Source organism: Nonomuraea sp. NPDC049649 (assembly GCF_040675175.1).
Lineage (GTDB): Bacteria > Actinomycetota > Actinomycetes > Streptosporangiales > Streptosporangiaceae > Nonomuraea.
In genome coordinates, this window is sequence record NZ_JBFAOH010000007.1 from 18,278 (window position 1) to 41,995 (window position 23,718).

Sequence of the window (23,718 nt, forward strand, 5' to 3'; positions counted from 1 at the left end):
GCCCAGCACGGTCAGCGCAGGCTGCGCACGTCGAGCTGGTTCAGCACCCGGCTGACCACCTGCGGGTTGGCGGCCGGGTCGCGGCGGGCGTCCAGCACCGCCTGCCGGGCCGCCGACATCATCTCCGCCTGCACGCGCCTGACCAGTTCCGACCGCTCCGCCCGCTTGGCGTAGGCGGCGCGCCGCTCCTCGTGGGCGCCCTCCGGGCTGATCCGCCGGCCGAGGTCCGCCATCCGCCGGTTCGCCGCGTCCAGCACGTCGGCGGGCAGCTCCTCCATCTCGTCGATCTCCTTCAGCCTGCGCTTGGCCGCGGAGACGGCCTCGGCGGCCAGCCGTTTCTCCAGCTCGCGCTCGGCCGCCGTGCCGGCCTTGACGCCGAGCCGGCTCACCAGCCACGGCAGGGTCAGCCCCTGCACCACCAGCGTGGTCAGGATGACGGTGAAGCCGATGAACACCAGCACCGGCCGCTGCGGGAACGGCGACCCGTCCGCCGTCTCCAGCGGGATGGCCAGCGCCAGCGCCACCGACAGCACGCCGCGCATCCCCGACCACCACATGACCACGGTCTCCCGCCGGCCGAGCGTCACCATCGCCCCGCCGGGCCGCCCGCCATGCGTCTTCCTCGCCAGCCAGGTGGCGGGCAGCAGCCACAGCAGCCGCACCGCGGACAGCACGCCGAGCACGGCCGCGCTCCAGACCAGCACCTCGCCGAGCTGCCCGGCGATGCCGAACAGGGCGCGCAGCTGCAGCCCGATCAGCCCGAACGCCACCGCCGTCACCAGGGTCTCGACCACCTGCCAGAACGCCGACGCCACCAGCCGGCCGGACACGTCGTCGGGGTCCGTCACCCGCTCGTCCAGATAGAAAGCGGTCGTCAGCACGGCCAGCACGCCCGAGCCGTGCAGCTGCTGCGCCACCGCGTAGCTGATGTACGGGATCAGCAGCGACAGCGCCACCTGCAGCCGCGCCTGCCCGAGGTAGGCCCGGAGCGCGCCGCCCAGCCAGCCCACGCCCAGCCCCACGACCACGGCCACCGCCGCCGCCAGCACGAACTCGCCCACCGCGCTCGTCAGCGAGAAGGAGCCGGTCACCATCGCCGCGATCGCCACGTTGTAGAGCACGATCGCGGTCGTGTCGTTGAACAGCCCCTCGCCCTCCAGCAGCGACACCAGCCGCTGCGGCAGCCCCAGCCGTCCCGCGACCGACGTCGCCGCCGCCGGGTCGGGCGGCGACACCAGCGCGCCCAGCGCCACCGCCGCGGCCAGCGGCAGCCCCGGCACGATCGCGTGCGCCACCACGGCCACCGCCATCGTGGTCACGAACACCAGCACCACGGCGAGCATGAGGATCGGCTGCCAGTCGGCCGCGAACTGCCGCCACGAGGTCCGCTGCACCGCCGAGTACAGCAGGGGCGGCAGCAGCAGCGGCAGCACCAGACCCGGCTCGATCGGCATGTCCGGCACGAAGGGCACCAGCGCCAGCCCGACGCCGAACAGCGTCATCAGCACGGGGCGGGCAGCCCGTGCCGCTCGGCGAGCGGCACGGTCAGCAGCGCGCCCAGAAGCAGGACGACGAGCAGTACGAACTGGTCCACGCATCGGGTCTACCCCGCTCCCACCCCTCTGACCGGCGCGAACACGGCCCCCGCCGCAACTTCCAGAGCCGGCGGAGGGGAGGGACGGGCCGGACTGGGCACGGGGCGCGAACACGGCCCCCGCCGCGATGTTCGAGGGTCGGATGAGGAACACGGTCCCCAGGTCAGTGTTCGAGGATCGGCAGCGGAGAAGGAGCGGCGGTCAGGGGACGGGGGCCGGACTCGGTGCAGACAACCATGTCGGCCACCCGGGCGCCGAAGAGCTCCGGCACGTAGATCGCCGGTTCCAGGCAGAGCACCATCCCGGGCTCCAGCGGCGTGTCGTCGTCCGTACGCAGCCGGGGGTCCTCCTCGATGCCCAGCCCCACGCCCCGGCCCGCGCCGGGCGCCGCGTACCGGCCGTAGCCGCTGTCGTCGATGGCCCGCGCCACCGCCGCCGCCACCGCCGAGGCCGGGACGGACGGGCGGACGGCCGCCATCCCCGCCTCGCGCGCGGCCACCACGACCGAGTACATGGCGTCGAAGTCCTCCGGCGGCTCGGCCACCGCGAAGACCCGCGCCACCTCGGCGCAGTAACCGTCCCACCGCGCGCTCAGCGACACCAGCAGCGCGTCCCCCGGATTGATCACCCGATCGGACGGCGCCCGCCGGGGCCCCGCCGTGCCCGGCCCGGCCGTGACCCGGACCGCCGGCACCTCCTCGCACCCCGCCTCCAGCGCCAGCACCCGCAGCCGCCCCGCCATCTCCCGCTCGGTGGCGCCGAACCAGGACAGCTCCCGCGCATAGCCCAGCACCGCCTCGGTCGCCCGGGCCGCCGCCTCCGCCAGCGCGACCTCGTACGGCTCCTTCACCAGCCGCAGCGGCGCGAGCACCTGCGCGGCCGGGACCAGCTCGGCCTCCACGGCCAGCCCGAACAGCTCCCGCACCCGCATCTCCGGGTCCACCCCGACCCGCCGCACCCCCTCCAGCAGGTACGGGCGCGGGTCCGCGGTCTCCACGGCCGCCTCCGCCGTCACCACGAGGAAGCCGTCGCCGCGCCCGCCCAGGAACCGGAAGTCGGGCGAGGGCCGCAGCACGAGCGCGTCGATCCCGGCCGCCGCCATCGCCTCGCGCACCGCCCCCAGCCGGTCCACGCCGGATGGGCGCACGGCCTCGCTCAGGCCGTCCGGCGCGGGGGATGGGTACTCCTGCAACGTCTGGCTCCAGGGAGGTCAGGACGGTCCGTGCAGCCAGCAGGCGACCGGCCCGAACTCCGGCTCCTTGGTCCGGCACACGTCCATGACCAGCGGGCACCGGGGATGGAACCGGCAGCCGGACGGCGGGTCCGCCGGGTCGGGCACGTCACCGGGCAGCTCGGCCGGCAGCACGCCCATCCCGTCCGGTTTGGGGATGGCGCCCAGCAGCGCCCGCGTGTACGGGTGACGCGGGTCCGCCCACACTTCGGCCGTGTCGCCGACTTCGACGATCCGCCCCAGGTACATGACCGCGATCCGGTCGGCGATCAGCCGCACCACCGACAGGTCGTGGCTGATGAACAGCAGCCCGGCCCCGGAGGAGACGGCCAGATCCCGCATCAGGGTGGCCACCTGAGACTGGGCGGAGGCGTCCAGCGCCGAGATCGGCTCGTCGCCGATGAGCAGCCGCGGCCGGGCGGCCAGCGCCCGCGCGATCGCGATGCGCTGCCGCTGCCCGCCGGAGAACTCGTGGGGGTGCCGGGAGGCGAAGTCGCGCGGCAGCCCGACCCGTTCCAGCAGGTCGGCCGGGCTGCTCGCGGTGTCGCCCGCCACCCGCAGCCCGTCGGCGATCTGGTCACCGACCCGGCGGCGCGGGTTCAGCGACGCGTACGGGTCCTGGAACACCATCTGGACGCCCGTCATCGTCCTGCGCCGCAGCCCGAGCGGCGTCACCGGCTCGCCCTCGAACGTGATCGACCCGGAGGCGGCCCGGTTCAGCCCCACCACGGCGCGGGCCAGCGTGGACTTGCCGCAGCCGGACTCGCCGACCAGGCCCACCACCTCGCCCGCGCGCACCTCCAGGCTCGCCCCGGCGACCGCCCGGACCACCGGACGGCCGGGGGTGCGGTGCTCGACGACCAGGTCGTCGATCTTCAGCAGGCTCCTCATGAGACCTCCGCGTCGGGCAGCGACGCCAGCAGCGTGCGCGTGTACGGGTGATCCGGCTCGCGCAGCACCCGCGAGCGCGGCCCGGTCTCCACGACCAGGCCGTCCTTCATCACGCTCACCTCGTCCGCGACCGCCGACATCACGCCCAGGTCGTGCGTGACCAGCAGTACCGCCAGGCCCAGCTCGTCGCAGAGCCCGCGCAGCAGCCGCAGCACGCCCGCCTGCACGGTCACGTCCAGCGCGGTGGTCGGCTCGTCCGCGATGAGCACCTTGGGGGAGCAGGCCAGCGCCACCGCGATCGCGATGCGCTGGCGCATGCCGCCGGAGAACTGGTGCGGGTAGCGCCGGCAGGCCTCCTCCGGGCCGGGGATGCGGACCTTGCGCAGCAGCTCGACCGCCCGCTCCCGGGCCTCGGCCTTGCCGACGCGCAGGTGGTGGCGCATGTGCTCGGTGAGCTGCCTGCCGACGGTCAGCATCGGGTGCAGGCTGGTGGCCGGGTCCTGGAAGACCATGGCGACCTGGCCGCCGCGCACCTCGTTCAGCTCCTTGGCCGGCAGCGTCAGCAGCTCGCGCCCCTCCAGCGCGACGCTGCCGGTGACGCGGGAGCCGTGCGGCAGCAGCCCGAGCACGGCCAGCCCGGTCATGGTCTTGCCCGACCCGCTCTCGCCGGCGAGCCCGTGCACCCGGCCGGCCTCCAGCGTCAGGTCCACGCCGCGCAGGACGTCCTTCCCGCCGATCGTCACCTTCAGGTCTGTGATCGCCAGCGTCACAGCGCACGCTCCTTGATCGCGCGGGCGGTACGGGGGTCGAGGGCGTCGCGGAGTGTGTCGCCGAGGAAGTTGAACGCCAGCACCACGGTCAGGATCGCCAGGCCCGGGAAGGTGGCGACCCACCAGCTGTCGAACACCTCCACGCCCGACGACACCATCGCGCCCCACTCCGGCGACGGCGGCTTGGCGCCCAGCCCCAGGAACGACAGGCCGGACAGCAGCAGCAGCGCGGTGCCGATGTCGAGCGTGGCCAGCACCAGGATCGGGCCCGTCACGTTCGGCAGCACGTCCACCCGGAGTGAGCGCCACGCCGAGAAGCCGAGCAGCCGCCCGCTCAGCACGAACTCCCGCTCCCGCACGCCCAGCACCAGCCCCCGGGTGACGCGGGCATACGCGGGCCAGGCCACGACCAGCACGGCCAGCACCGCGTTGGTGAGGCTGGCGCCCAGCGCCGCGGCCACCACCATCGCCAGGATCACCGTCGGGAACGCGAACACCAGGTCCGCCAGCCGCATGATCGTCTCGTCCACCCATCGGCCGAAATATCCGGCGCAGGCGCCGAGCAGCCCGCCGATCAGCAGCGACATCGCCACAAGCGCCATCGTCAGCGGGATCGACACCCGCGCCCCGTGCATCACCCGCGACAGCACGTCCCGCCCCAGCTGGTCGGTGCCGAACCAGTGCTCCGGCCCCGGCGGGGCCAGCCGCGGCAGGTCCTGGGCGAGCGGGTCGTGCGGCGCCAGCCACGGCGCCGCCACCGCGATCACCAGCCAGGCCGCCGCGATCACCACGCCGGACACGGCGAGCGGCTGCCGCCACGCCTGCGGCAGCCGGGCCGGCAACCCCTTGCGGGCCAGGGGATCCCGCCTCATCGCAACCTCACTCGGGGGTCGATCACGCCGTACAGGACGTCCACGATCAGGTTGATGACCAGGTACACCACGCCCACCACCAGGCCGACGCCCATCACCGCGGGCAGGTCGAGCGTGGTGGCGCTCTTGTAGGCGTACTGGCCGATGCCCGGCCAGGCGAAGATCGCCTCGACCAGGACGGTGCCGGACAGCAGGCTGCCGAAGGCCAGGCCCGCCACCGTGATGACCGGCACCAGCGCCGAGCGGAGCACGTACCGGAACAGGATCACCCGGCCGGGCAGCCCCTTGGCGCGGCCCGCCCGCACGTAGTCCTGGCCCAGCACCTCCAGCACCGCCGACCGGGTGAACCGGGTCAGCAGCCCGATCGTGTAGAGCGCCAGCACCAGCGCGGGCGTGATCAGGTGGCCCACGGCCGAGGTGTACACGTCCCACTGCCCGGCCAGCAGCGCGTCCACCGTGTGCAGCCCGGTCACCTTCGGCGGCGCGCCGAGCGCCGGATCCACCCGGCCGCTGCCCGGCGTCAGCTGAAGCCGGTAGAAGAACACGTAGAACGACACCAGCGCCAGCCAGAACGTCGGCACCGAGATGCCGATCAGGCTCAGCAGGCGCAGCAGATGGTCGGAGAGCCGGTCCCGGCGCAGCGCGGCGATCACGCCGAACGCCACGCCCAGCACCAGCGAGATGAGGATCGCCGCGCCGGCCAGCTCCAGCGTCGCAGGCACCGCCTGGGCGAGGTCCTGGCTGACCGGCCGGTGGCTCTGCTGGCTGGTGCCCAGGTCGCCCTGGACCAGCCCTTGCAGGTACAGGCCGTACTGCTCCCACAGCGGCCGGTCCAGGCCGTGCTCGGCCCGCCACTGCGCCACGATCTCCGGGTCGTTCATCGCCCGCTGGCCCAGGTTCGCGGCCACCGGGTCGCCCGGGACGAGGTTCGTCAGCACGAACGTCACCAGCGTCACGCCCCAGGCGAGCAGGACGGCCACCAGCAGCCGGCGGATCAGGAACCGGGCCAGCGGAGGCAGCGCCGGCCGCCGGGGGCGCGGCGGGGTGACCGCCGCGCCCTTCTCCGCGCTCGCGGACACCGCTACTTCGCGCCCAGGTCGGCGACGTCGATCTGCCACACGGGGTGGTACTCCACGCCGGTGACCGAGTCGGCGGCGACGATGTTCTGGCTCGGCTGGATGAGCGGGACGAACGGGCCGGAGGCGTTCAGCTCGCGCTGCACCTCCTGGTACGCCTCGGTGCGGGCCGCGTCGCCCACCGCGGCCCCGGCCTTCTCGCCGAGCTGCTCCAGCTTCTCGTCGGCGCCGGCCTTCCACCCGGCGCGCTCGCCGACCAGCTGGCCGGGCAGGAACGCCAGGTAGATGTTCGGGTCGGGGTAGTCAGGGCCCCAGTACCACAGGCCCATCTCCTCCTTGCCGTTGCGGTAGTTGTCCAGCGCCGTCGTCACCGGGGCGGGCTGGAGGTCCACCGTGATGCCGACCTCCTTGAGGTTGGCCTGGATGCGCTCGGCCAGCGGCTGGAAGGACAGGCCGTTCACGGTCAGCTCGGTCGGGTACTCCAGCTTGACCGTCGGGTCGGACAGCCCGCTCTCGGCCAGCGCCGCCTTGGCGCCCTCCACGTCCCGCTGGACCGCCTCGCCCTCGGGCAGCGCGCCCAGGATCTGGGAGGGGATCACGCCGGGAGCCCGGGCCGCGCCCTCACCGGCCAGCTCCAGCAGGCCCGCGTAGTCGACGCCCTTGCGGACGGCCTCGACGAACTTGGGGTTCGTCGTCACCTCGCTGATCTCGGGGTTCTGGTTGGCCAGCAGGAAGAAGACGTTCGCCGAGGCGCTCTTCTTCACCTGGAGGTTGTCCGGCATGCCCGTCACCTGGTCGCCCGACAGGTTGAGCGCCACCTGGCTGTCGCCGCGCTGCACGTTGAGCTTCTGCGTCGCCGACTCGACGTTGCGGATGACGACCTTCTCGTACGCGGGCTTCTCGCCGTGGTAGTTGCCGTTCGCCTTGAGCACGACCTGGCTGCTCACGTCGAACGTCTCGATCTCGTACGGGCCGGAACCCGCGGAGTTGGCGTTCAGGTACTGCTCGGCCTTGTCCTGGGCGTCGGCGGTGCCGCCGTTCTCCTTGACCACGTCGCTGTTGAGGATGCCGAGCGCCGGGTTCGGCAGGATGTACGGCAGCGCCGCGTTGGGCTTCTCGGAGGTCATCGTGACCGTCGTGTCGTCGGTCTTCTCGATCTCCACGCCGTCGAGCAGGAACGACGGGCTGCCCTTCATGTCGCGTACGCGGGTGAGCGAGAAGACCACGTCGTCGGCCGTGACGGGGGAGCCGTCGGCGAAGGTGGCGCCCTGCTTGAGCTTGAGCGTCAGCACCTTGCCGTCCTTGGACAGCTCGTACGACTCGGCGAGGGCGGGGACGGGCTTGGTCACGTCCGACCCCTCGAAGGTGAGCAGCGTCTCGTACGTGGCCTTGCCCACGATGAGGCCGGTCGGTTCGTAGGTGCGCCCGGGGTCGGCCGTCTTCAGGTCGAAGGACGTGTCGATGACCAGGGTCTTGCCGCCGCTCTGCGCGGCGGGGGCCTGGGCGCCGCCGCCGCCTCCGCAGGCGGCGAGGGCGAGCGCACCGGCGAGCAGCAGTGCCGCCGTCTGCGAGCGGGTCGCCATGTGTGGTCCTCCATGTGGACGGTTCGTAGGGGATCGCCGTGGATTGTGCGGCAATCCGTCCATGTACTGCGCACTCGCTGAGACGGATATAAAGGAGCGCGAGGTATCAATGACTGAAATTTCCAGAAACAGTGGCAGTGGTGGCACCCCCTCTGGACGGATCGGCATCGGTCTGGAGCTGGATTCCACCCATATGAAGATCCTGGAGGTGCTGCGCGAGAACGGCAGGATCTCGGTCGCGTCCCTGGCCGAGCGCGTGGGCATCTCCCGGGCGAACGCCTACACCCGCTTCGAGGCCCTGCGCGCCGAAGGCGCCATCCGGCGCTTCACCGCCGAGGTCGACCACGTCAAGGCCGGGCTGGGTATCACCGCGCTCATCTTCGTGACCGTACGGCAGCAGATGTGGAAGCAGTTCAGGGCCGAACTGGCGCGGATGCCGGAGGTCGAGTACTGCGCGATCACCACCGGGCAGCACGACGCGATGATCCAGGTCAGGATGTCCGACGTGGCCGAGGTGCACGCCATGGTCACCGACCGGCTGGCCAACATCCCGGCCGTCAAGGCCACCGAGACCGTGTTCATCCTGGACGAAGTGCTCAAACGGCCCTACGTGCTGCCGAGTGACCGCGAACGGGCGCGCCCCGCCCGGCGGCCCGCCCCCGAGACGCACGGGGACGTGCCGCTGGGCAAGATGCGCTTCGTGCAGGCCGCCGAGGGCAGGGCGGCGCTGCGCAAGGACACCTGACCGGTCAGGCGACGACCTCGGTGCACACAGACACGTGCAGCGTGTCGTCGCCCGCGAACTGGAACTCCTCCACCAGGCGCAGCCGCCCGTCGGGCTCGGTCTCCAGCCTGCTGTCGCTCCGCCCCGCCGCGGTGCCCCCCGCCACCAGGGCGTGCACATACGAGATCGAGACCTTCTCGCCCTCCCGGGTGCCGACGAACCGGCCGACGGTCACGGTGTCGCCGGTGTAGCTGCCCCACACCACGCCGTCCTCCTCCCAGTACTCGAACTCGGTGGGCCCGTCCGGGTCCACCTTGCTCGCGGTCGAGCTCACCATTTTGAATCTGCGGCCGTTCAGTAGGTTCACGGGCCCCATCGTGGAGTCTGCGCGCCGCGGTCCTCCGTCCGGCTGGACAGATGGCCCGCCACCACCCCGCCCCGGCGGCGATCCGTCCAGCCGGGCCCGCGGATTCCCCGGCTCTTCCGATCGGCTCGCCACTGCCCCGCCTTGGTGGCGAACCGTTCAGTCGCGCTTGGCTCTTCCGATCGGCTCGCCACCGCCCCGCCCCGGCGGCGAACCGTTCAGCCGGGCCCTGCGGACTCCTTGGCTATTCCGATCACATCGCTTACTGTGATGGTCAAATCACAGTCAGTAGCGAGGAGATCGCATGGTCGCGTACGTGCTCTCGGTCATCGCGGCGGTCGGCCTGGTGGGGGCCGCCGCCTTCACGTTCCGCCTGGCGGGCAAGGGCAGCGACGACCGCGACGCCGGCGGACCGTCGGCCGGGCACGCGGGCGCCATGCTGTCGGCGCTGTTCCTGCTGGTCTTCGCGATCGCCATCATCGTCCCCTGGACCACCGCCGACGCGGCCAGGCAGAACACCCAGGTCGAGAGCCGCGCCGTCGTCGACGCCTACTGGACCGCCGCCGGGCTGCCCGCCGACATGGTGGGTCCGGTCCGCACCGGGCTGCGCGAGTACGTGACCTTCGTCGTCGAGGACGAGTGGCCGCGCATGGCCCGCGGGAACCTCGACCCGATGGGCGGCGTCCGCCTCGACGAACTCCGCTCCCGCATCACCGAGCTCACCTCCGACGACGAGGACGTACGCGAAGCCAGGGCCGGCATGCTCGACCACCTCGCCGACATCACCGCCGCCCGCGCCCAGCGCGCCGCCGACGCCGCCGCGGCACCGCCCTCCGGGCTCCTCACCCTCACCATCCTGACCGGCCTCTCGGTGGTCCTCTTCCCCTTCCTCGCCGGAGCCCGCCCCCGCGGCATCACCCTGCTGCCGCTGGTTGCCATGGCCGCCATGCTGGGCTTCGGCACCTACCTGACCTGGGACATCACCCAAGCCTTCGCCGGCCCCCTAGCGGTCGGCCCGGACGCCTTCACGGCGGCGCTCCACGAGTTCGCCCGCGTCACGGGAGGGATCTGACATGCCCCGACTCCTGACCCCCCTCCTCACAGCACTCACCCTCCTCGCCCTCCCAGCCTGCGCCCCTTTCGTCCCGTCGAACGAAAGCACACCCCCCTCGGCCCTCAATGGATCGGAAGAGGGCCGGACCGCGCGATCGGATCGTGTGACGGAGTCCGGGGAGGCGGGGCTTGCCCGATCAAGCCGTACGCCGGGGCGGGTTGTCGGTGCGGCGGGGCGTGTGGTCGGTGGTGGTACGCAGGCAGTCGGCGTGAATGTGGGCCGGGCCGGGGCTTCGGGGGCGGCTCCTGGTGATGGGCCTGAAGTGCCGGGGCCTGGAGTCGCCAAGCCTCGGGTGCGGACGGATTACGGTCCCGGGGCGGGTGCCGCCGGGCGGCTGGGAGCGAAGGCCAAGCGGGGCGTGGCCGGAGCCCGTGAGGTGGAGCGGCGCACGAGAAAGCTGGCCCGGGTGGCGAAGCCGGGGAAGGTCCGGGTGACGAAGCCGCGGGTGGTGAAGCCTCGGGTTTCGAAGCCCATACCGTCGGTGGGTGAGGGGAGGGTGCCGGGGAGGCCGCGGCCCCGGCCCAGTGCGTCGGTGCCGGATGTGCGCGTGTACGAGGACGCGGTGTGCGTCGACACCCCGAATTCGTACATACACATCGGGCGGTGCCGGGTAGCCGGGCCGCGACCGCGTGCACAAGGGACGCCCGCACCGGAGAGGGCACGGGAGCTTCAGGCGGCCGAGGCGACGCCGACCCCCACCCCAACGAAGGCCGAGCCCACGCCCAAGGCGAGGATCGTGGCCGAGCGCCAGGCCCCGCCGGAGCGGCCCAATCCGCTCGGGACCGTCCTGCTGATGGTGGTGCTGACCACGGCCATCGCCTCAACGACCGCTGTCGCGTTCGGCGCGTTCAAGTGACGGGTGCGACCGCCGCGAGGAAGGGCAGCAGGGCCGCGGCGGTCCGCTCGGGCATCTCGGCGTGCGGGTAGTGACCGGCGCCGTCGATCATCCGCACCTCGGCGGGGCCGCCGAGCTTGGCCGCGGTGCGGGCGGCGTCGGCGGCCGTGTCGGGGAAGTCGGCGTCCTTGGACCCCATCACCAGCAGCGACGGCTGGGTGACCTCGGCGTACCGGTTCTCCACGCCTGACAGGGAGAGCGCGATCTGGGCGCGCAGCGCGGCGAGGCGGCCGGGCTGGCGCAGGTTGCTCTTGAGCTCGGCGAGGTAGGCGGCGAAGTCGGCGGGCCGCGTTGTCGGATAGCTCGAACGTACGAAAAGCCCCCACAGACTGACATGTCGGGAAACGAGCCAGGACGCCGCCCGCATCCACGCCTTGATCGGGACGTCACCCGAGAACGTGCCGATCAGCCCGAGCCCGGCCACCGACTCCGGCGATGATGCCGCCGCCCAGACCGCGGACGAGCAGCCGATCGAGTGGCCCACGACCGTCGCCGGTCCGCCCAGGTGACGGATGAGGGCGAGCACGTCGGAGCCGGTCGCCGCCACCCCGGGCCAGCCGGTGCTGGAGGCGCCGTAGCCGCGCACGTCCAGGGCGGCCACCCGGTACCCGGTGAGCAGCGGGATCAGGTGGCGGAAGGTCCGGTGGGTGTCGCCCATGCCGTGGACCAGCACCACCAGCGGGCCCTCGCCGGTGACCCGGTAGGCGAGCCGGCCTCCGGGCACGGTCAGGAAGTCCACAGTTCACCGCTCCAATGTGAGAGCACCGTTCTCTATCGAGTGCAGTGAACCACGAAGGTGCCGCGAAGGCAAGGCTCAGACGTTGGAGCGGCGCCCGCCGGTCAGGTCGCAGCTCTGGCCGCGTTCCAGGTAGACCACGCGGTCGGCCAGCCCGCTGCGCCGGATGTGATGCTGGAAGTCGCTCAGCGGCGAGGCGAACACCGAGTAGTCGTCGAAGTGGACCGGCAGCACGGTCGCGGGGTCGACCAGGTCGACGTACTGGGCGCCCTGCTTGCCGTCCATGGTCAGCGTCATCCCGAGCAGCCGGGTGCCGCCCAGGTGCACGATCGCCACGTCGATGTCGGGGAAGCGGCGCGGGATCGCGTCCAGCCGGCGGTCCATGATCGTGTCGCCGCTGATGAGCAGCCGCAGGTCGGGCAGCCCGTCCGGGTCGCTGAACTCCAGCACGCTGCCCATCACCGGCGGCAGCAGCGACTCGGCGGGGCCGGGCGCGTGCCGGGCGGGCAGCGCGGTGATCGTCACCGAACCGCCGGGGCCGCGCAGCTCGTGCTGCTGCCAGATGCTCAGTCCCGTCGCCCGGCTGAACCCCTGCCTGGACAGCCGCCGCGCCGCGTGCCGGGTGGTCACGATCTCGGTGTCCCGGTCCAGGCCTCGGCGGGCCACCCGGTCCCAGTGGTCGCCGTGCAGGTGCGACAGCACCACCGCGTCGAGTGGCGGCAACTCGTCGATCTTCACGGCCGGATCGGTGAGCCGTTTGGCCGTGAGCCCGTAGCCGAGATAGGCGCGCTGGCCCCGGTGCAGGAAGTTCGGGTCGGTGAGCAGGTTGAACCCGTTGTACCGGATCAGCGTGGTCGCGTTCCCGATGAACAGCAGGGTCCCGTGGCCGGTGACGGGCATGGCGTCCTCTTCTCCTGCGTAGCCGGGTCAGGACGGGTACGGGGGCCGCTGGCCCGGGGGGACGCCGCCGCCCTTGCCGCCGCCTCTGTGGCCCTTGTCCGTACCGTGCGCCTGACCCGTGCCCCGGGTGCCGCGCCGCTTCTCGGAGATGGCCTGGGCCGAGCCGGAGTCGGTGGCGCCCTTGCCGGATATGCGAAGCTCCGGCTGCTGTGGCTTGACCATGACTTTTGCCCCTTTTCGTGCTGCAAGTCACCCTCTGCCACCGATGCGTAGAACCAAACCCGCCGTACGGGCGACGCACCCCACCGCGCTTCCCGACGTTTCCGCCGGGAAGCGGGTTAACCTGCCCGCATGACGATCAACGCGCACCCCGTGACAGACCCCGTGGCCCACCACGGCGAAGGCCCCGTCTGGCATCGGCGCTGGGGCGGCCTGCGCTGGGTGGACATGCTGGCCGGCGACGTGCTCGCGCTGGACGAGCGGGGGGAGGTGCGGCGCCGGCACGTCGGCGCGGTGGCCGCCGTCGTCAGGCCGCGCCGGAGCGGCGGCTTCATCGTCGCCGCCGAGCGCGAGCTGATGCTGGCGGACGACGACGACCTCGACGCGCCGCTCCGCTCGCTGGGCGAGGCGTGGCAGGACCCGTCCGTGCGGATGAACGACGGCGGCTGCGACCCCGACGGCCGCTTCTACATCGGCACCATGGCCTACGACGCGACCCCCGGCAAAGGCACCTTCTACGTCGCAGACCCCGACGGGAAGCTGACCGTGGTGCTGCCCGACGTGACGATCTCCAACGGCTTCGACTTCAGTCCCGAAGGCGACCGCGCCTACTACATCGACACCCCGACCGGGCGGGTGGACGTCTTCGACTACGACGGGGAGCGGGGCCTGACCGGCCGCCGGCCGTTCGTCACCGTGGACCGGGGCTCTCCCGACGGGCTGACGGTCGACGCCGAGGGCGGCGTCTGGGTGGCGCTCTGGGACGGCGGCGCCGTACACCGCTACACCTCCGACGGTGCCCTCGACTCGGTCGTCGAGCTGCCGGTCCGCAAGGTCACCTCGGTGGCGTTCGGCGGGCCGGACCTGGACCGGCTGTTCATCACCACCTCGGCGGTCGACACCGACCGCAAGGAGCAGCCCCAGGCGGGCGCCCTGTTCGCGGCCGAGCCGGGAGTGCGCGGCCGCCCGGTCCTGGAGACCGCTCTCTGACGGGTGGCGCCGGTCGGCGAGACGCCTGCCCGGCACGCCGGGGCCGGCTCACCCGGATGGATCCACGTAGTGCGCCGAGGTCGAGCATCGGCAGCGCTGAACCCTCTTGACGGTGCAGGCTGCTGCCCTCCGGCGCACGCCTCGGCCAGCAGAGAAGTGAGCAGGGCCGCGTACGCCGGTAACCACTGCATGAACTCTCCTGACGTTTGATGCAAGAGAGCGCTCTCCTGTCCTAGACGACCAGCGGGGAAGAGCAGGCCCCGGCGAATGGTTGGCAAAGACATGGACGAGGTCGATGTAGTGGTGATCGGAGCCGGGCAGGCAGGGCTGTCCAGCGCCTACTTCCTGCGCCGGTTCGGCTACGACCCGCTGGTCCTGGACGCCGACGAGGGCCCCGGCGGGGCGTGGCGGCACCGCTCACCCACCCTCACCATGGACAAAATCCACGGCGTCTTCGACCTGCCCGGCATGCGGCGCACCCCGGACAACGCCGCAAACCTCCCCGCCGCCACCGTCGTCCCCGCCTACTACGCCGCCTACGAACGAGAACTCGGCCTGGAGGTACACCGCCCCGTCAAGGTGACCGCCGTCGAACCAGGCCCCGCCGACCGCCTCCTGATCACCGCCGAACTGCCCGCACCCAGCGCCGATCCGGCCACCGCGACCCACGCTGACGGCCCTGTGGCCGGATCGGCGCTGCCTGCAACCAGCGCCGATCCGGCCAGCGCGCCCCACGCTGACGGCTCTGTGGCCCCGGCTGCTCGCGCCGACCGCCATCCGGTCACCGCGAGGGTGCACGCGACCCGCGCCGCAGGCTCCGGCGTCAACGAAGAGGGCAGTCGTACCGCTGTCTGGGCCGCGCGCGCCGTGGTCAACGCCACCGGCACGTGGACGCGCCCGTACTGGCCCTACTACCCGGGAGCCGCGGACTTCCGCGGGCGGCAGCTCCACTACGCCTCCTACCGCGGGCCCGCCGAGTTCGCCGGGCTGCGGGTGGTCGTGGTGGGCGGCGGTCACTCGGCCACGCACGTGCTGGCTGAGCTGGCCGGGGTCGCCCGGGAGACGATCTGGGTGACCCGCCGCGAGCCCGAACTGAGGGACGACGACTTCGGCGAGCAGGCCAGGCGTGAGGCGGTGGCCAGGGTCGAGGCCCGGGTCCGCGCCGGGCTGCCGCCGCAGAGCGTCGTCAGCGTGACCGGCCTCGGTGCCACCCCGGTCGTCCGTCAGGCGATGGAGGCGGGGGCGCTGCGCCGGTGGCCGATGTTCGAGCGGATCACCGCCGGGGGAGTGGTCTGGCCGGATGGGCGGTACGAGGAAGCCGACGTGATCGTCTGGGCCACCGGCTTCCGGTCGGCCCTCGACCATCTGGCGCCGCTGCGCCTGCGGGAGCCAGGGGGCGGCATCAAGGTCGACGGCACCCGCGTGCTCAGGGAGCCCCGGCTGCAGCTGGTCGGGTACGGGCCGTCAGCGAGCACAGTGGGCGCCAACCGGGCGGGGAGGGGCGCGGCCCGCGCCGTCCGCAGGCTCCTCGCCGAGCGCAGCGCCGCCGCCTGAGCAGCCCCATAACCTCCGGGCGCGGCCCGCACTGTCCGCCTGCTCCTCGTTGCCGCCTGACCAGGGACGCCGCCGCGCCGTTCAGCGGCTCCTCAGCCTGCTCCGCGCTGCCGCTTGAGCAGCCCGGTGGCCTGCCGTCCGATACGGATTCATCATGTTTGGTCACAGCTGAACAGAAGATCCCCTACTATCGAGCCCGGAAGTGGGCGCGCCCCGCCGGTGTAGTCCGGGGCCGGAGACGCGCCCGGCACCCCCGTGGCGAAGGAGTAGCGTGGCGGTTGCGTCCCCCGCCCCCAGGCGGCGCGCTCCCCTCCGAGTCCTCGGCACGACGGCCCTCATGACGGTCCTCTGCACCTGCGTGATCGCGCCGCCCGTGCTCGCGGACCCGAAGCCCACGATCAAGAAGCTGGAGAAGGAGCTGGCCGCACTCCAGAAGGAGTCGGACAAGCTGATCGAGGACTACTACCACGGCCGCCGCGCCCACCAGAAGGCGGAGCGGGCCGTGAAGACCGCCCGGGAGCGGCTGGCCGAGGCGCAGGAGGTGTTCGACCGGCAGGCCACCGAGCTGCGCGCGATGGCCGTCAGCCAGTACATGACCGGCGGCTCCGAGAACGTCGCGCTGCTCACCGGAGTCGAGGACCGGGGCTCCCTGATCCGGCGGCTGGCGCTCACCCACCACCTGATCCAGGAGCAGCACGCCACCCTGTCGGGCTTCGCCCAGGTGCGGGACCGTCACCAGCAGGCCCGGCGGGAGGCGGAGAGCCGCGAGGAGGAGCTGGCAGACAGCGTCGAGGACCTCGAAGGCCGGCGCAAGAAGGCCGAGAAGACGATCGAGAAGATCAAGGACAAGATCGACCAGTTGCACGAGGCGCCCGGCCGCCGCGCCGACGGCACGTTCGTGCCGCAGCTCCCCGACGGGCCGGACAACATCACCCCGCGCATGCGCCTGGTCAGGAACCTCATCGAGAAACGCTTCGGCGTGCCGCACGGGATCGGCTGTTACCGGGCCATCAACGACGGCGGCGAGCACCCGCTGGGCCGGGCCTGCGACTTCATGCTCAGCCGGGGCGGCGCCTTCCCCTCGCCCGCCGAGGTGCGGCGGGGCCAGGAGATCGCCGAGTGGGCCGTGAAGAACGCCAGGCGGCTCGGCATCATGTACGTCATCTACCGGCAGCGGATCTGGCATGTGCGGAGGGGCGGCTGGCGGGTGATGACCGACCGCGGCGGCACCACCGCCAACCACTACGACCACCCGCACATCTCTGTTTACTAGCCGCACGGCGTAAGTCACCGCTTGCAACCATCGATACAGTCCGTTGCAGGCGAGCGGCATCGAGCGGGCAAGCCCCCGGCAGGCGGCCGGGCTTATCAAGGTGGTGCACACCCCGACAGCACGGGGCCCCCGGAAAGAACCGGGAGCACTCATCCTCAAGGAGAAGCCATGCGCCGCTCACTTCGCACCGTCCTCACGCTCGCCGCCGCCTCCGCCGCCACCGCCGTGGTCGTGGGCACCCCGGCCGCCGCCGACCCGCAGCCGCTGATCGTGAACCCGCCGGTGCAGAACTGGGGTTCCTACTACTCCAGCAACTTCAAGGCCAAGGCCCGGGGCACGGTCAAGACCGACTGGAACCCGGCCCACACCAAGAACAAGGTCCGCATCAAGGGCAAGCTGTACGACCTGGACTTCCGTACCCTGCAGCAGGGCGGCAAGTGCGCGTTCGTGCAGGTCCGCGTCCACCACCTCTACCAGCCGAACTGGAAGTGGGACCAGGCGGGCTCCTACAAGCTGTGCAACGCCGGCCAGGTCCGGCACTTCACGCTCTGGAAGCACAACGTGGACAAGGTCCGCATCCGCGTCAGCCAGATCGGCTACTACAGCAACGCCATCACCAAGCGGGGCGCCTGGCACCAGGTCACCATCTGATCCCCGGTGAGAAGGATCCCCCGTAGAAGGAACCCTCCGAAAGAAGGAAGGCCCGCTCACCCCGAGCGGGCCTTCCGTCGTGTGCGGGGTCAGTGGCCCGAGCGGGCCTGCCACACGGGTGCGGGGTCAGTCGCCCGCCAGGGCCGCCAGGATGCGGTCCTCGGTGACCTCGGGGCCGGTGAGCCGGCCGGTGATCGCGCCGTCGCGCAGCACCACCACGCTGTCGCAGTTCTCCACCAGCTCGGCCACGTCCGACGAGATGAGCATGATCGCCAGCCCGGCGACCGCCAGCTCGTCCAGCAGCGCCTGCATCTCCACCTTGGTGGCCACGTCCACGCCCCGGGTCGGCTCGTCCAGCAGCAGCACCTTGGGGTGCATGGCCAGCCAGCGGGCCAGCAGCACCTTCTGCTGGTTGCCGCCCGACAGCTCGCCGGCGGGCTGGTGGGGGGAGACGGCCTTGATGCCGAGCCGCTGGATGAACGTGGTGACGATGCCGTCGATGCGGGCGTCGGACACGATCCCGGCTCTGGAGAGCCGGGGCAGCGCCGCCAGCGCGATGTTGTCGCGCACCGACAGGGTGGGCACGATGCCCTCGGTCTTGCGGTTCTCCGGCACCAGGCCGATCCCGGCGCGCACGGCGTCCCTGATCGACCATTTGCGGGCCGCCGCGCCCGCCACCGTGACCTGCCCGGCGTCGACCGGCAGCGCGCCGGCGATGGCCCGGGCGGTCTCGCTGCGGCCCGCGCCCATCAGCCCGCCCAGCCCGACCACCTCGCCGGCCCGCAGCTGCAGCGACACGCCGTCGAGCACGTGGTGGCGGGTCAGCCCTTTGGCCTCCAGCACCGGCTGGTCGGCCGGGACGTCGGGCTCGCCGGCGATCGGCTCCGGCCGGGACGGCTGGAACGGCCTGCCGAGCATGAGCGACACGAGCCGCAGCCGGTCGAGCCCGGCCAGCGGCCCGGTGTGGACCACGCGGCCGTCGCGCAGCACCGTCACCCGGTCGCAGATCCCGTATAGCTCCTCCAGCCGGTGGGTGACGTAGACGACCGAGCGGCCCTCCTCGCGCAGCCTGGCCACGGCCCCGAACAGCGTCTCCAGCTCCGCCGGGTCGAGCGCGGCGGCCGGCTCGTCCATGATCACCAGGCGGGCGTCGGCGGAGGCGGCCCTGGCCAGCGCCACGAGCTGGCGGGCCCCCTCGCCGAGCGATCCCAGCGGCCTGCGCACGTCGGTGCGGAGCCCGTACGCGGCGAGGATCGCCTCGGCGCGCTCGTGCACGGCCGCGAAGTCGATCAGCCCTAACCTGCCGCGCGGCTCCCTGCCCAGCAGCAGGTTGCGGGCCACGCTCATGGTCGGCACCAGGTTGGTCTCCTGGTGGACGGTGGCGATGCCCGCCGCCCTGGCCTCGGCGGGGCCGGCGAACCGGACCGGCTCGCCGAGGTAGCGCAGCTGGCCCGCGTCGGGCTGGTAGACGCCGGACAGCACCTTGACGAGGGTGGTCTTGCCCGCGCCGTTGCCGCCGATCAGGGCGTGCACCTCGCCGGGGCGCACCGAGAACGTGACGTGGTCGAGCGCGACGGCGCCCTGGAAGGTCTTGAGTACGCCTGCGGCCTGTAGCACGGTTGCCTCCGCCTCGAATGGTGGTCGCGAGAGGAAACAATCCCGTAACGACAATGTCACATTCGATCAGACCTGGGCAACGTGCAGGCGCACCCCGCGCGCGGCCAGCTCGTCCAGGACCTCGCTCGGGGCGGTGTCGTCGGTGACCAGGTGGGCGATCTGGTCGGGCGGCACGGTCTGCACCATCGTGTCCACGCCGATCTTGGTGTGGTCGGCCAGCACCACGACCTCCTCGGCGGCCGCGGCCAGCGCCCGGTCGACCCCCGCCACCTGCATGTTCGGCGTCGACAGGCCGCGCTCGGCGGTCAGCCCGTTGCCCGAGACGAACGCCCGGCGCACCCGCAGCCCGGCCAGCGAGTGCTCGGCCGCGCTGCCCACCAGCGCCAGGATGGAGCCGCGGAGCGTGCCGCCGGTCAGCACGACCTCGATCCGCGGGCTCCCCGCGAGCACCTGGGCGACCAGCAGCGAGCTGGTCACCACGGTCAGGTCGCTGTGCCGGGTCAGCCGGCGGGCGAACTCCTGGGTCGTGGTGCCGGGCCCGACCACGATCGCGTCGCCGTCCTCGACCAGCGCCGCCGCCAGGTCGGCGATCGCGCCCTTCTCGGCCGCCTCCAGCGACACCTTGTGCGCGTAGCCGGCCTCGCGGGTCAGCTCGCCGGGCAGGGTGGCGCCGCCGTGGTGGCGGTTGAGCAGCCCCTCCGACTCCAGCGCGCGCAGGTCGCGGCGGACGGTCACCTCGGAGGAGCGGACGGCCTGGGCGAGTTCGCGCAGCGACACGGCGCCGTTGGCGCGCACGAGTTCCAGGATGCGCTGCCTGCGCTCGGCGGCGAACACGGGCCTGCGTTCGCTCTGCGTGTCGCTCACAGTCCCGATCATATGCGAACACCCGGGAACGGTTCAGCTCGGACCGTTTGAGAACGAATTTGATCGGAAACCTTGACCGAGTGCTTCCGGTGGTGCTTATTTGTTGCCGTAGAAGGTCAGAACCTGTCGAAACCTGATCACCCCCCAGTCGTGACGCCTCTGCGCTCGGATTGCGAAAGGACCCCCGTGCGAACGTCACTCGCTGTCCTGCTGACCATGCTGCTGGCCGTGCTCGGCCTGGCGCCCCCCGCTACAGCCACCACCGACGCCGCCGCCGAACGGCACGGCCTGCGCGGCGACTACCACCTGTCCACCGGCCCCGGGAAGCTCGACTTCGGCGAGCTCAAGGCCACGGTCGTGGACCCCAACCTGGAACTGCCCGACCTGAACCCCACGTTCAGCCTGCTCACCGGCCGCGAGGACGACGTCTCCGTGCGCTGGACCGGGCAGATCACGCCGGAGTTCTCCGAGACGTACACCTTCTCCATGATCGGTGACAACGGCTTCCGCCTCTGGGTGGACGGGCGGCTGATCATCGACCACTGGGTCGACGACTGGGACATCGAGCAGGTCGGCACCCCCATCGCCCTCGAAGCCGGCCGCGCGTACGACTTCAAGGTCGAGTACTTCGAGCACTACGGCGGCGCCCACCTGCGGCTGCGCTGGGAGAGCCCGAGCGTGCCCAAGCAGATCGTGCCGACGGAGGCGTTCACCCTGCCCGAGGGCTTCGACCCGCCCGGTCCCGCCGGCGCCCGGCTCGACGAGAGCGGCAAGCTGATCACGCTCAGGTTCCCCAAGCCGCTCGGCGAGCTGCCCGCCGGAGCGAAGGACGCGATCGGCGTCACCGTCGCGGGCACCCCCTGGCCGGTCAAGAGCGCCGCCCGCACCGGCGGCGACACGATCGAGCTGACGCTGGAACACCCCATCCCCGCCAAGGCGGTCAACACGCTGCGCGCCTCCTACGGCGGCGACGGCGGGCTCGTGCACGCCGACGGCACCCCGGTCGAGGCGTTCCCGTACGCGTTCGTGGTCAACGGCTCGGCCTACATCCTCCGTACGAAGTGGGCCGACGAGATCGACCCGGCCAACCCGCTGCCCGAGTACCCCCGGCCGCGGCTGGTCCGCGACGAGTGGCGCAGCCTCAACGGCACCTGGCAGTTCGCCGCCGCGAAGGAGGGTGAGGCCGCGCCGGTCGGCCGCGACCTGCCCGAGCGGATCGTGGTCCCGTACCCGGTCGAGTCGCAGCTGTCCGGCATCGGCCGGCATGAGGACCGGATGTGGTACCGCAGGACGTTCGAGGTGCCCCGCTCCTGGCGCGGCGAGCGCGTCCTGCTGCACCTCGACGCCGTCGACTGGCACTCCACCGTCTACGTCAACGGCAAGAAGGTCGGCGAGCACAAGGGCGGCTTCGACCGCTTCACCGTCGACGTGACCGCCGCGCTCAAGAACCACGGCCCCCAGGAGCTCATCGTCGGCGTCGCCGACCCCAGCGACCAGGGCTCCCAGCCGCTCGGCAAGCAGCGGCTGAACCCCGGCGGCATCTGGTACACCACCGTCTCCGGCATCTGGCAGTCCGTCTGGATGGAGCCGGTGCCCAGGCGGGACCACATCGAGCGGGTCGACGCCGTCCCCGACGTGGCGAACCAGGCTGTCAAGGTCACCGTGCACGGCGGCGGCGGGAACGCGATCGTGACCGTCCGCGACGGCAAGCGCGTCATCGGCCGCGTCACCGGCCGCGTCGGCACCGAGCTGACCGTGCCCGTGCGCGACCCGAGGCTCTGGTCGCCGGAGGACCCGCACCTGTACGACCTGACCGTCCGGGTGAAGAGCGACGAGGTCCGCTCGTACTTCGGCATGCGCAGCATCGAAGTCCAGAACAACCGGATGCTGCTCAACGGCAAGCCCGTCTTCCAGATCGGCCCGCTCGACCAGGGCTTCTGGCCCGACGGCATCTACACCGCGCCCACCGACGAGGCTCTCAAGCACGACCTGGTGGAGACCAAGCGGCTCGGCTTCAACGCGGTCCGCAAGCACGTCAAGGTCGAGTCCGACCGCTGGTACCACCACGCCGACAAGCTCGGCCTGCTCGTCTGGCAGGACATGCCGTCCGCGGCCCGGGCCGGTGACAAGACGCAGTTCGAGGCCGAGCTGAAGGCCATGGTCGACCAGCACCGCGGCAGCCCGTCGATCATCATGTGGGTGCCGTTCAACGAGGGCTGGGGCCAGTACGACCAGGCCCGCATCGCCGACCTGGTCAAGAGCTGGGACCCGACCCGCCTGGTCAACAACATGAGCGGGATCAACTGCTGCGGCGCCGTCGACGGCGGCAACGGCGACGTCAAGGACTTCCACATCTATCCGGGCCCCGGCAACCCCGGCAAGCCCACCGGCACCCGCGCCAACGTGCTCGGCGAGTACGGCGGCCTCGCCCTGCCGATGGTCGGCCACACCTGGACCGGCGGCGGCTGGGGCTACGCCACCGAGCCCGACCCGGCGGCGCTCACCGACCGCTACGTCGGCATGGTGCAGGAGCTGCGCAGGCTGCACGCCTGTGAGGACCTCAGCGCAGCCATCTACACCCAGACCACCGACGTCGAGACGGAGATCAACGGCCTCCTGACCTACGACCGCGCGGTCACCAAGCCCGACGTGCGGCGGATCCACGAGGCGAACACGGCGCTCACCGGCGAGCTCAGCCCGGCCTGCGCCTGATAGGAAGGAACACCGATGCGACCCCCCACCATGAAGGCCGCCGGCCTGGCGCTCGCCGCGCTCCTGACCCTCTCGGCCTGCGCCAAGGCCGAGGAGCCGGTCGCCGCCCCCGCCGCCACCAGCACCGCCGGGCAGCAGGTCGTCCAGACCCCCGCCGGCGACGCCGGGCCGACCTGCACGCTGGAACAGTTCGGCGGCGAGAAGTTCGACCTCAAGACCGCCGTGGTCGGCTTCTCCCAGTCGGAGAAGGAGGCCAACCCGTTCCGGATCGCCGAGACCCAGTCGATCAGGGACGAGGCGGCCAAGCTCGGCATCACCGAGCTCAAGGTCACCAACGCCCAGTCGCAGTTCTCCAAGCAGATCACCGACGTGCAGCAGCTCATCGCCCAGGGCGTGCAGCTGCTGGTGATCGCGCCGCTGAACTCCGACGGCTGGGAGCCGGTGCTCCAGCAGGCGGCCGAGAAGAAGATCCCCATCATCACCGTCGACCGGCAGATCAACGCCAAGCCGTGCGACGACTACCTGACGTTCATCGGCTCCGACTTCTACGAGCAGGGCAAGCGGGCCGCCGACCGCATGATCGAGGCGCTCGGCGGCAAGGGCAAGGTGGCGATCCTGCTCGGCTCGCCCGGCAACAACGTCACCACCGAGCGCACGAACGGGTTCAAGGACCGGGTCAAGGAGCAGGCCCCGGAGATCGAGATCTCGTTCGAGCAGACCGGCGAGTTCGCCCGGGAGAAGGGCCAGCAGGTCACCGAGCAGCTCATCCAGTCCAACCCCGACATCAACGGCATCTACGCCGAGAACGACGAGATGGCGCTCGGCGCCGTGACCGCGCTGAAGGGCGCGGGCAAGGAGCCCGGCGACATCAAGATCGTCTCGGTGGACGGCACCCGCAGCGCCGTCCAGGCCATCGTCGACGGCTGGCTGTACGCGGTGATCGAGTCCAACCCGCGGTTCGGGCCGCTCGCCTTCCAGACCGCCCAGCGGTTCCTGGACGGCGAGGCGATCCCGGACAAGGTCATCATCTCCGACCGGGACTACGACGCCTCCAACGCTCAGGACTCCCTCGGTGAGGCGTACTGAC

At 72.0% G+C, this 23,718-nt stretch carries 21 protein-coding genes; 8 read left to right on the forward strand and 13 right to left on the reverse strand.

What is annotated here, in order from left to right; translation table 11 throughout:
* Positions 1 to 11: 11 nt before the first annotated feature.
* From AB0J42_RS11770 to AB0J42_RS11800, 7 genes are all read right to left on the reverse strand, one after another.
* Positions 12 to 1,502, reverse strand: coding sequence for a Na+/H+ antiporter (locus tag AB0J42_RS11770; protein ID WP_364292571.1), 1,491 nt, complete (start codon positions 1,500 to 1,502; stop codon positions 12 to 14).
* Between the two features lie 256 nt (positions 1,503 to 1,758).
* Positions 1,759 to 2,787, reverse strand: coding sequence for a M24 family metallopeptidase (locus tag AB0J42_RS11775; protein ID WP_364291889.1), 1,029 nt, complete (start codon positions 2,785 to 2,787; stop codon positions 1,759 to 1,761).
* An 18-nt stretch (positions 2,788 to 2,805) separates the two neighbouring features.
* Positions 2,806 to 3,717, reverse strand: coding sequence for an ABC transporter ATP-binding protein (locus AB0J42_RS11780; RefSeq protein ID WP_364291892.1), 912 nt, complete (start codon positions 3,715 to 3,717; stop codon positions 2,806 to 2,808).
* Entirely contained in the window at positions 3,714 to 4,487 is a 774-nt protein-coding gene (locus AB0J42_RS11785) for an ABC transporter ATP-binding protein (RefSeq protein WP_364291895.1), read from the reverse strand. Before AB0J42_RS11785 ends, AB0J42_RS11780 begins: the two co-directional genes overlap by 4 nt.
* Entirely contained in the window at positions 4,484 to 5,359 is an 876-nt protein-coding gene (locus AB0J42_RS11790) for an ABC transporter permease (RefSeq protein ID WP_364291898.1), read from the reverse strand. The genes AB0J42_RS11785 and AB0J42_RS11790 overlap by 4 nt, the downstream gene beginning before the upstream one ends.
* A complete protein-coding gene (locus tag AB0J42_RS11795) occupies positions 5,356 to 6,438 on the reverse strand; it encodes an ABC transporter permease (RefSeq protein ID WP_364291901.1) in 1,083 nt (360 codons plus the stop codon). Before AB0J42_RS11795 ends, AB0J42_RS11790 begins: the two co-directional genes overlap by 4 nt.
* Positions 6,439 to 6,440: 2 nt before the next feature.
* Positions 6,441 to 8,018 (reverse strand): ABC transporter substrate-binding protein, encoded by a 1,578-nt coding sequence (locus tag AB0J42_RS11800; protein ID WP_364291904.1) that lies wholly within the window; start codon positions 8,016 to 8,018, stop codon positions 6,441 to 6,443.
* A 109-nt stretch (positions 8,019 to 8,127) separates the two neighbouring features.
* Here AB0J42_RS11800 and AB0J42_RS11805 point away from each other — a divergent pair, with 109 nt between their 5' ends.
* Positions 8,128 to 8,763 carry an Lrp/AsnC family transcriptional regulator gene (locus AB0J42_RS11805; RefSeq protein ID WP_364291907.1) on the forward strand — a complete coding sequence of 212 codons (636 nt, stop codon included), beginning with the start codon at positions 8,128 to 8,130 and terminating at the stop codon, positions 8,761 to 8,763.
* Positions 8,764 to 8,767: 4 nt separating this feature from the next.
* Here the strand turns inward: AB0J42_RS11805 and AB0J42_RS11810 are convergent, their stop codons facing one another.
* Positions 8,768 to 9,109: a hypothetical protein gene (locus AB0J42_RS11810; RefSeq protein WP_364291910.1), complete on the reverse strand. Its 342-nt coding sequence runs from the start codon at positions 9,107 to 9,109 to the stop codon at positions 8,768 to 8,770.
* Between the two features lie 301 nt (positions 9,110 to 9,410).
* Between AB0J42_RS11810 and AB0J42_RS11815 the strand changes: the two genes are divergently transcribed.
* Positions 9,411 to 10,178, forward strand: coding sequence for a hypothetical protein (locus AB0J42_RS11815; protein WP_364291913.1), 768 nt, complete (start codon positions 9,411 to 9,413; stop codon positions 10,176 to 10,178).
* Between the two features lie 890 nt (positions 10,179 to 11,068).
* Here AB0J42_RS11815 and AB0J42_RS11820 read toward each other — a convergent pair.
* The 3 genes from AB0J42_RS11820 to AB0J42_RS11830 all read right to left on the reverse strand — a co-directional run bounded on the left by AB0J42_RS11820 (position 11,069) and on the right by AB0J42_RS11830 (position 12,973).
* Positions 11,069 to 11,854 (reverse strand): alpha/beta hydrolase, encoded by a 786-nt coding sequence (locus tag AB0J42_RS11820; RefSeq protein WP_364291916.1) that lies wholly within the window; start codon positions 11,852 to 11,854, stop codon positions 11,069 to 11,071.
* Between the two features lie 75 nt (positions 11,855 to 11,929).
* A complete protein-coding gene (locus tag AB0J42_RS11825; RefSeq protein ID WP_364291919.1) occupies positions 11,930 to 12,751 on the reverse strand; it encodes an MBL fold metallo-hydrolase in 822 nt (273 codons plus the stop codon).
* A 27-nt stretch (positions 12,752 to 12,778) separates the two neighbouring features.
* Complete coding sequence (locus AB0J42_RS11830) at positions 12,779 to 12,973, reverse strand: hypothetical protein (RefSeq protein ID WP_364291922.1); 195 nt, start codon at positions 12,971 to 12,973, stop codon at positions 12,779 to 12,781.
* Positions 12,974 to 13,102: 129 nt separating this feature from the next.
* On the opposite strand from AB0J42_RS11830, the gene AB0J42_RS11835 reads away from it, so the two are divergent.
* The 4 genes from AB0J42_RS11835 to AB0J42_RS11850 all read left to right on the forward strand — a co-directional run bounded on the left by AB0J42_RS11835 (position 13,103) and on the right by AB0J42_RS11850 (position 17,438).
* Positions 13,103 to 13,960, forward strand: coding sequence for an SMP-30/gluconolactonase/LRE family protein (locus AB0J42_RS11835; RefSeq protein ID WP_364291925.1), 858 nt, complete (start codon positions 13,103 to 13,105; stop codon positions 13,958 to 13,960).
* A 282-nt stretch (positions 13,961 to 14,242) separates the two neighbouring features.
* A complete protein-coding gene (locus tag AB0J42_RS11840) occupies positions 14,243 to 15,514 on the forward strand; it encodes an FAD-dependent oxidoreductase (RefSeq protein ID WP_364291928.1) in 1,272 nt (423 codons plus the stop codon).
* Positions 15,515 to 15,785: 271 nt separating this feature from the next.
* Positions 15,786 to 16,787 (forward strand): hypothetical protein, encoded by a 1,002-nt coding sequence (locus AB0J42_RS11845; RefSeq protein WP_364291931.1) that lies wholly within the window; start codon positions 15,786 to 15,788, stop codon positions 16,785 to 16,787.
* Positions 16,788 to 16,955: 168 nt separating this feature from the next.
* Complete coding sequence (locus AB0J42_RS11850; protein WP_364291934.1) at positions 16,956 to 17,438, forward strand: hypothetical protein; 483 nt, start codon at positions 16,956 to 16,958, stop codon at positions 17,436 to 17,438.
* A gap of 126 nt (positions 17,439 to 17,564) precedes the next feature.
* On the opposite strand, the gene AB0J42_RS11855 is transcribed toward AB0J42_RS11850, so the two are convergent.
* Both AB0J42_RS11855 and AB0J42_RS11860 read right to left on the reverse strand, forming a co-directional pair.
* Positions 17,565 to 19,055 carry a sugar ABC transporter ATP-binding protein gene (locus AB0J42_RS11855; protein WP_364291937.1) on the reverse strand — a complete coding sequence of 497 codons (1,491 nt, stop codon included), beginning with the start codon at positions 19,053 to 19,055 and terminating at the stop codon, positions 17,565 to 17,567.
* 66 nt (positions 19,056 to 19,121) lie between these two features.
* A complete protein-coding gene (locus AB0J42_RS11860) occupies positions 19,122 to 19,919 on the reverse strand; it encodes a DeoR/GlpR family DNA-binding transcription regulator (RefSeq protein ID WP_364291940.1) in 798 nt (265 codons plus the stop codon).
* 186 nt (positions 19,920 to 20,105) lie between these two features.
* Between AB0J42_RS11860 and AB0J42_RS11865 the strand changes: the two genes are divergently transcribed.
* Both AB0J42_RS11865 and AB0J42_RS11870 read left to right on the forward strand, forming a co-directional pair.
* Positions 20,106 to 22,631: a PA14 domain-containing protein gene (locus tag AB0J42_RS11865; protein ID WP_364291943.1), complete on the forward strand. Its 2,526-nt coding sequence runs from the start codon at positions 20,106 to 20,108 to the stop codon at positions 22,629 to 22,631.
* A gap of 15 nt (positions 22,632 to 22,646) precedes the next feature.
* A complete protein-coding gene (locus tag AB0J42_RS11870; RefSeq protein ID WP_364291946.1) occupies positions 22,647 to 23,717 on the forward strand; it encodes an ABC transporter substrate-binding protein in 1,071 nt (356 codons plus the stop codon).
* Position 23,718 lies beyond the last annotated feature (1 nt).

Excerpts from the sequence above, each read along its gene's own strand:
- AB0J42_RS11770 (WP_364292571.1), bottom strand. The coding sequence starts at position 1,502 with ATGACGCTGTTCGGCGTCGGGCTGGCGCTGGTGCCCTTCGTGCCGGAC.
- AB0J42_RS11780 (WP_364291892.1), bottom strand. The coding sequence starts at position 3,717 with ATGAGGAGCCTGCTGAAGATCGACGACCTGGTCGTCGAGCACCGCACC.
- AB0J42_RS11790 (WP_364291898.1), bottom strand. The coding sequence starts at position 5,359 with ATGAGGCGGGATCCCCTGGCCCGCAAGGGGTTGCCGGCCCGGCTGCCG.
- AB0J42_RS11800 (WP_364291904.1), bottom strand. The coding sequence starts at position 8,018 with ATGGCGACCCGCTCGCAGACGGCGGCACTGCTGCTCGCCGGTGCGCTC.
- AB0J42_RS11805 (WP_364291907.1), top strand. The coding sequence starts at position 8,128 with ATGACTGAAATTTCCAGAAACAGTGGCAGTGGTGGCACCCCCTCTGGA.
- AB0J42_RS11815 (WP_364291913.1), top strand. The coding sequence starts at position 9,411 with ATGGTCGCGTACGTGCTCTCGGTCATCGCGGCGGTCGGCCTGGTGGGG.
- AB0J42_RS11825 (WP_364291919.1), bottom strand. The coding sequence starts at position 12,751 with ATGCCCGTCACCGGCCACGGGACCCTGCTGTTCATCGGGAACGCGACC.
- AB0J42_RS11830 (WP_364291922.1), bottom strand. The coding sequence starts at position 12,973 with ATGGTCAAGCCACAGCAGCCGGAGCTTCGCATATCCGGCAAGGGCGCC.
- AB0J42_RS11835 (WP_364291925.1), top strand. The coding sequence starts at position 13,103 with ATGACGATCAACGCGCACCCCGTGACAGACCCCGTGGCCCACCACGGC.
- AB0J42_RS11840 (WP_364291928.1), top strand. The coding sequence starts at position 14,243 with ATGGACGAGGTCGATGTAGTGGTGATCGGAGCCGGGCAGGCAGGGCTG.
- AB0J42_RS11850 (WP_364291934.1), top strand. The coding sequence starts at position 16,956 with ATGCGCCGCTCACTTCGCACCGTCCTCACGCTCGCCGCCGCCTCCGCC.
- AB0J42_RS11870 (WP_364291946.1), top strand. The coding sequence starts at position 22,647 with ATGCGACCCCCCACCATGAAGGCCGCCGGCCTGGCGCTCGCCGCGCTC.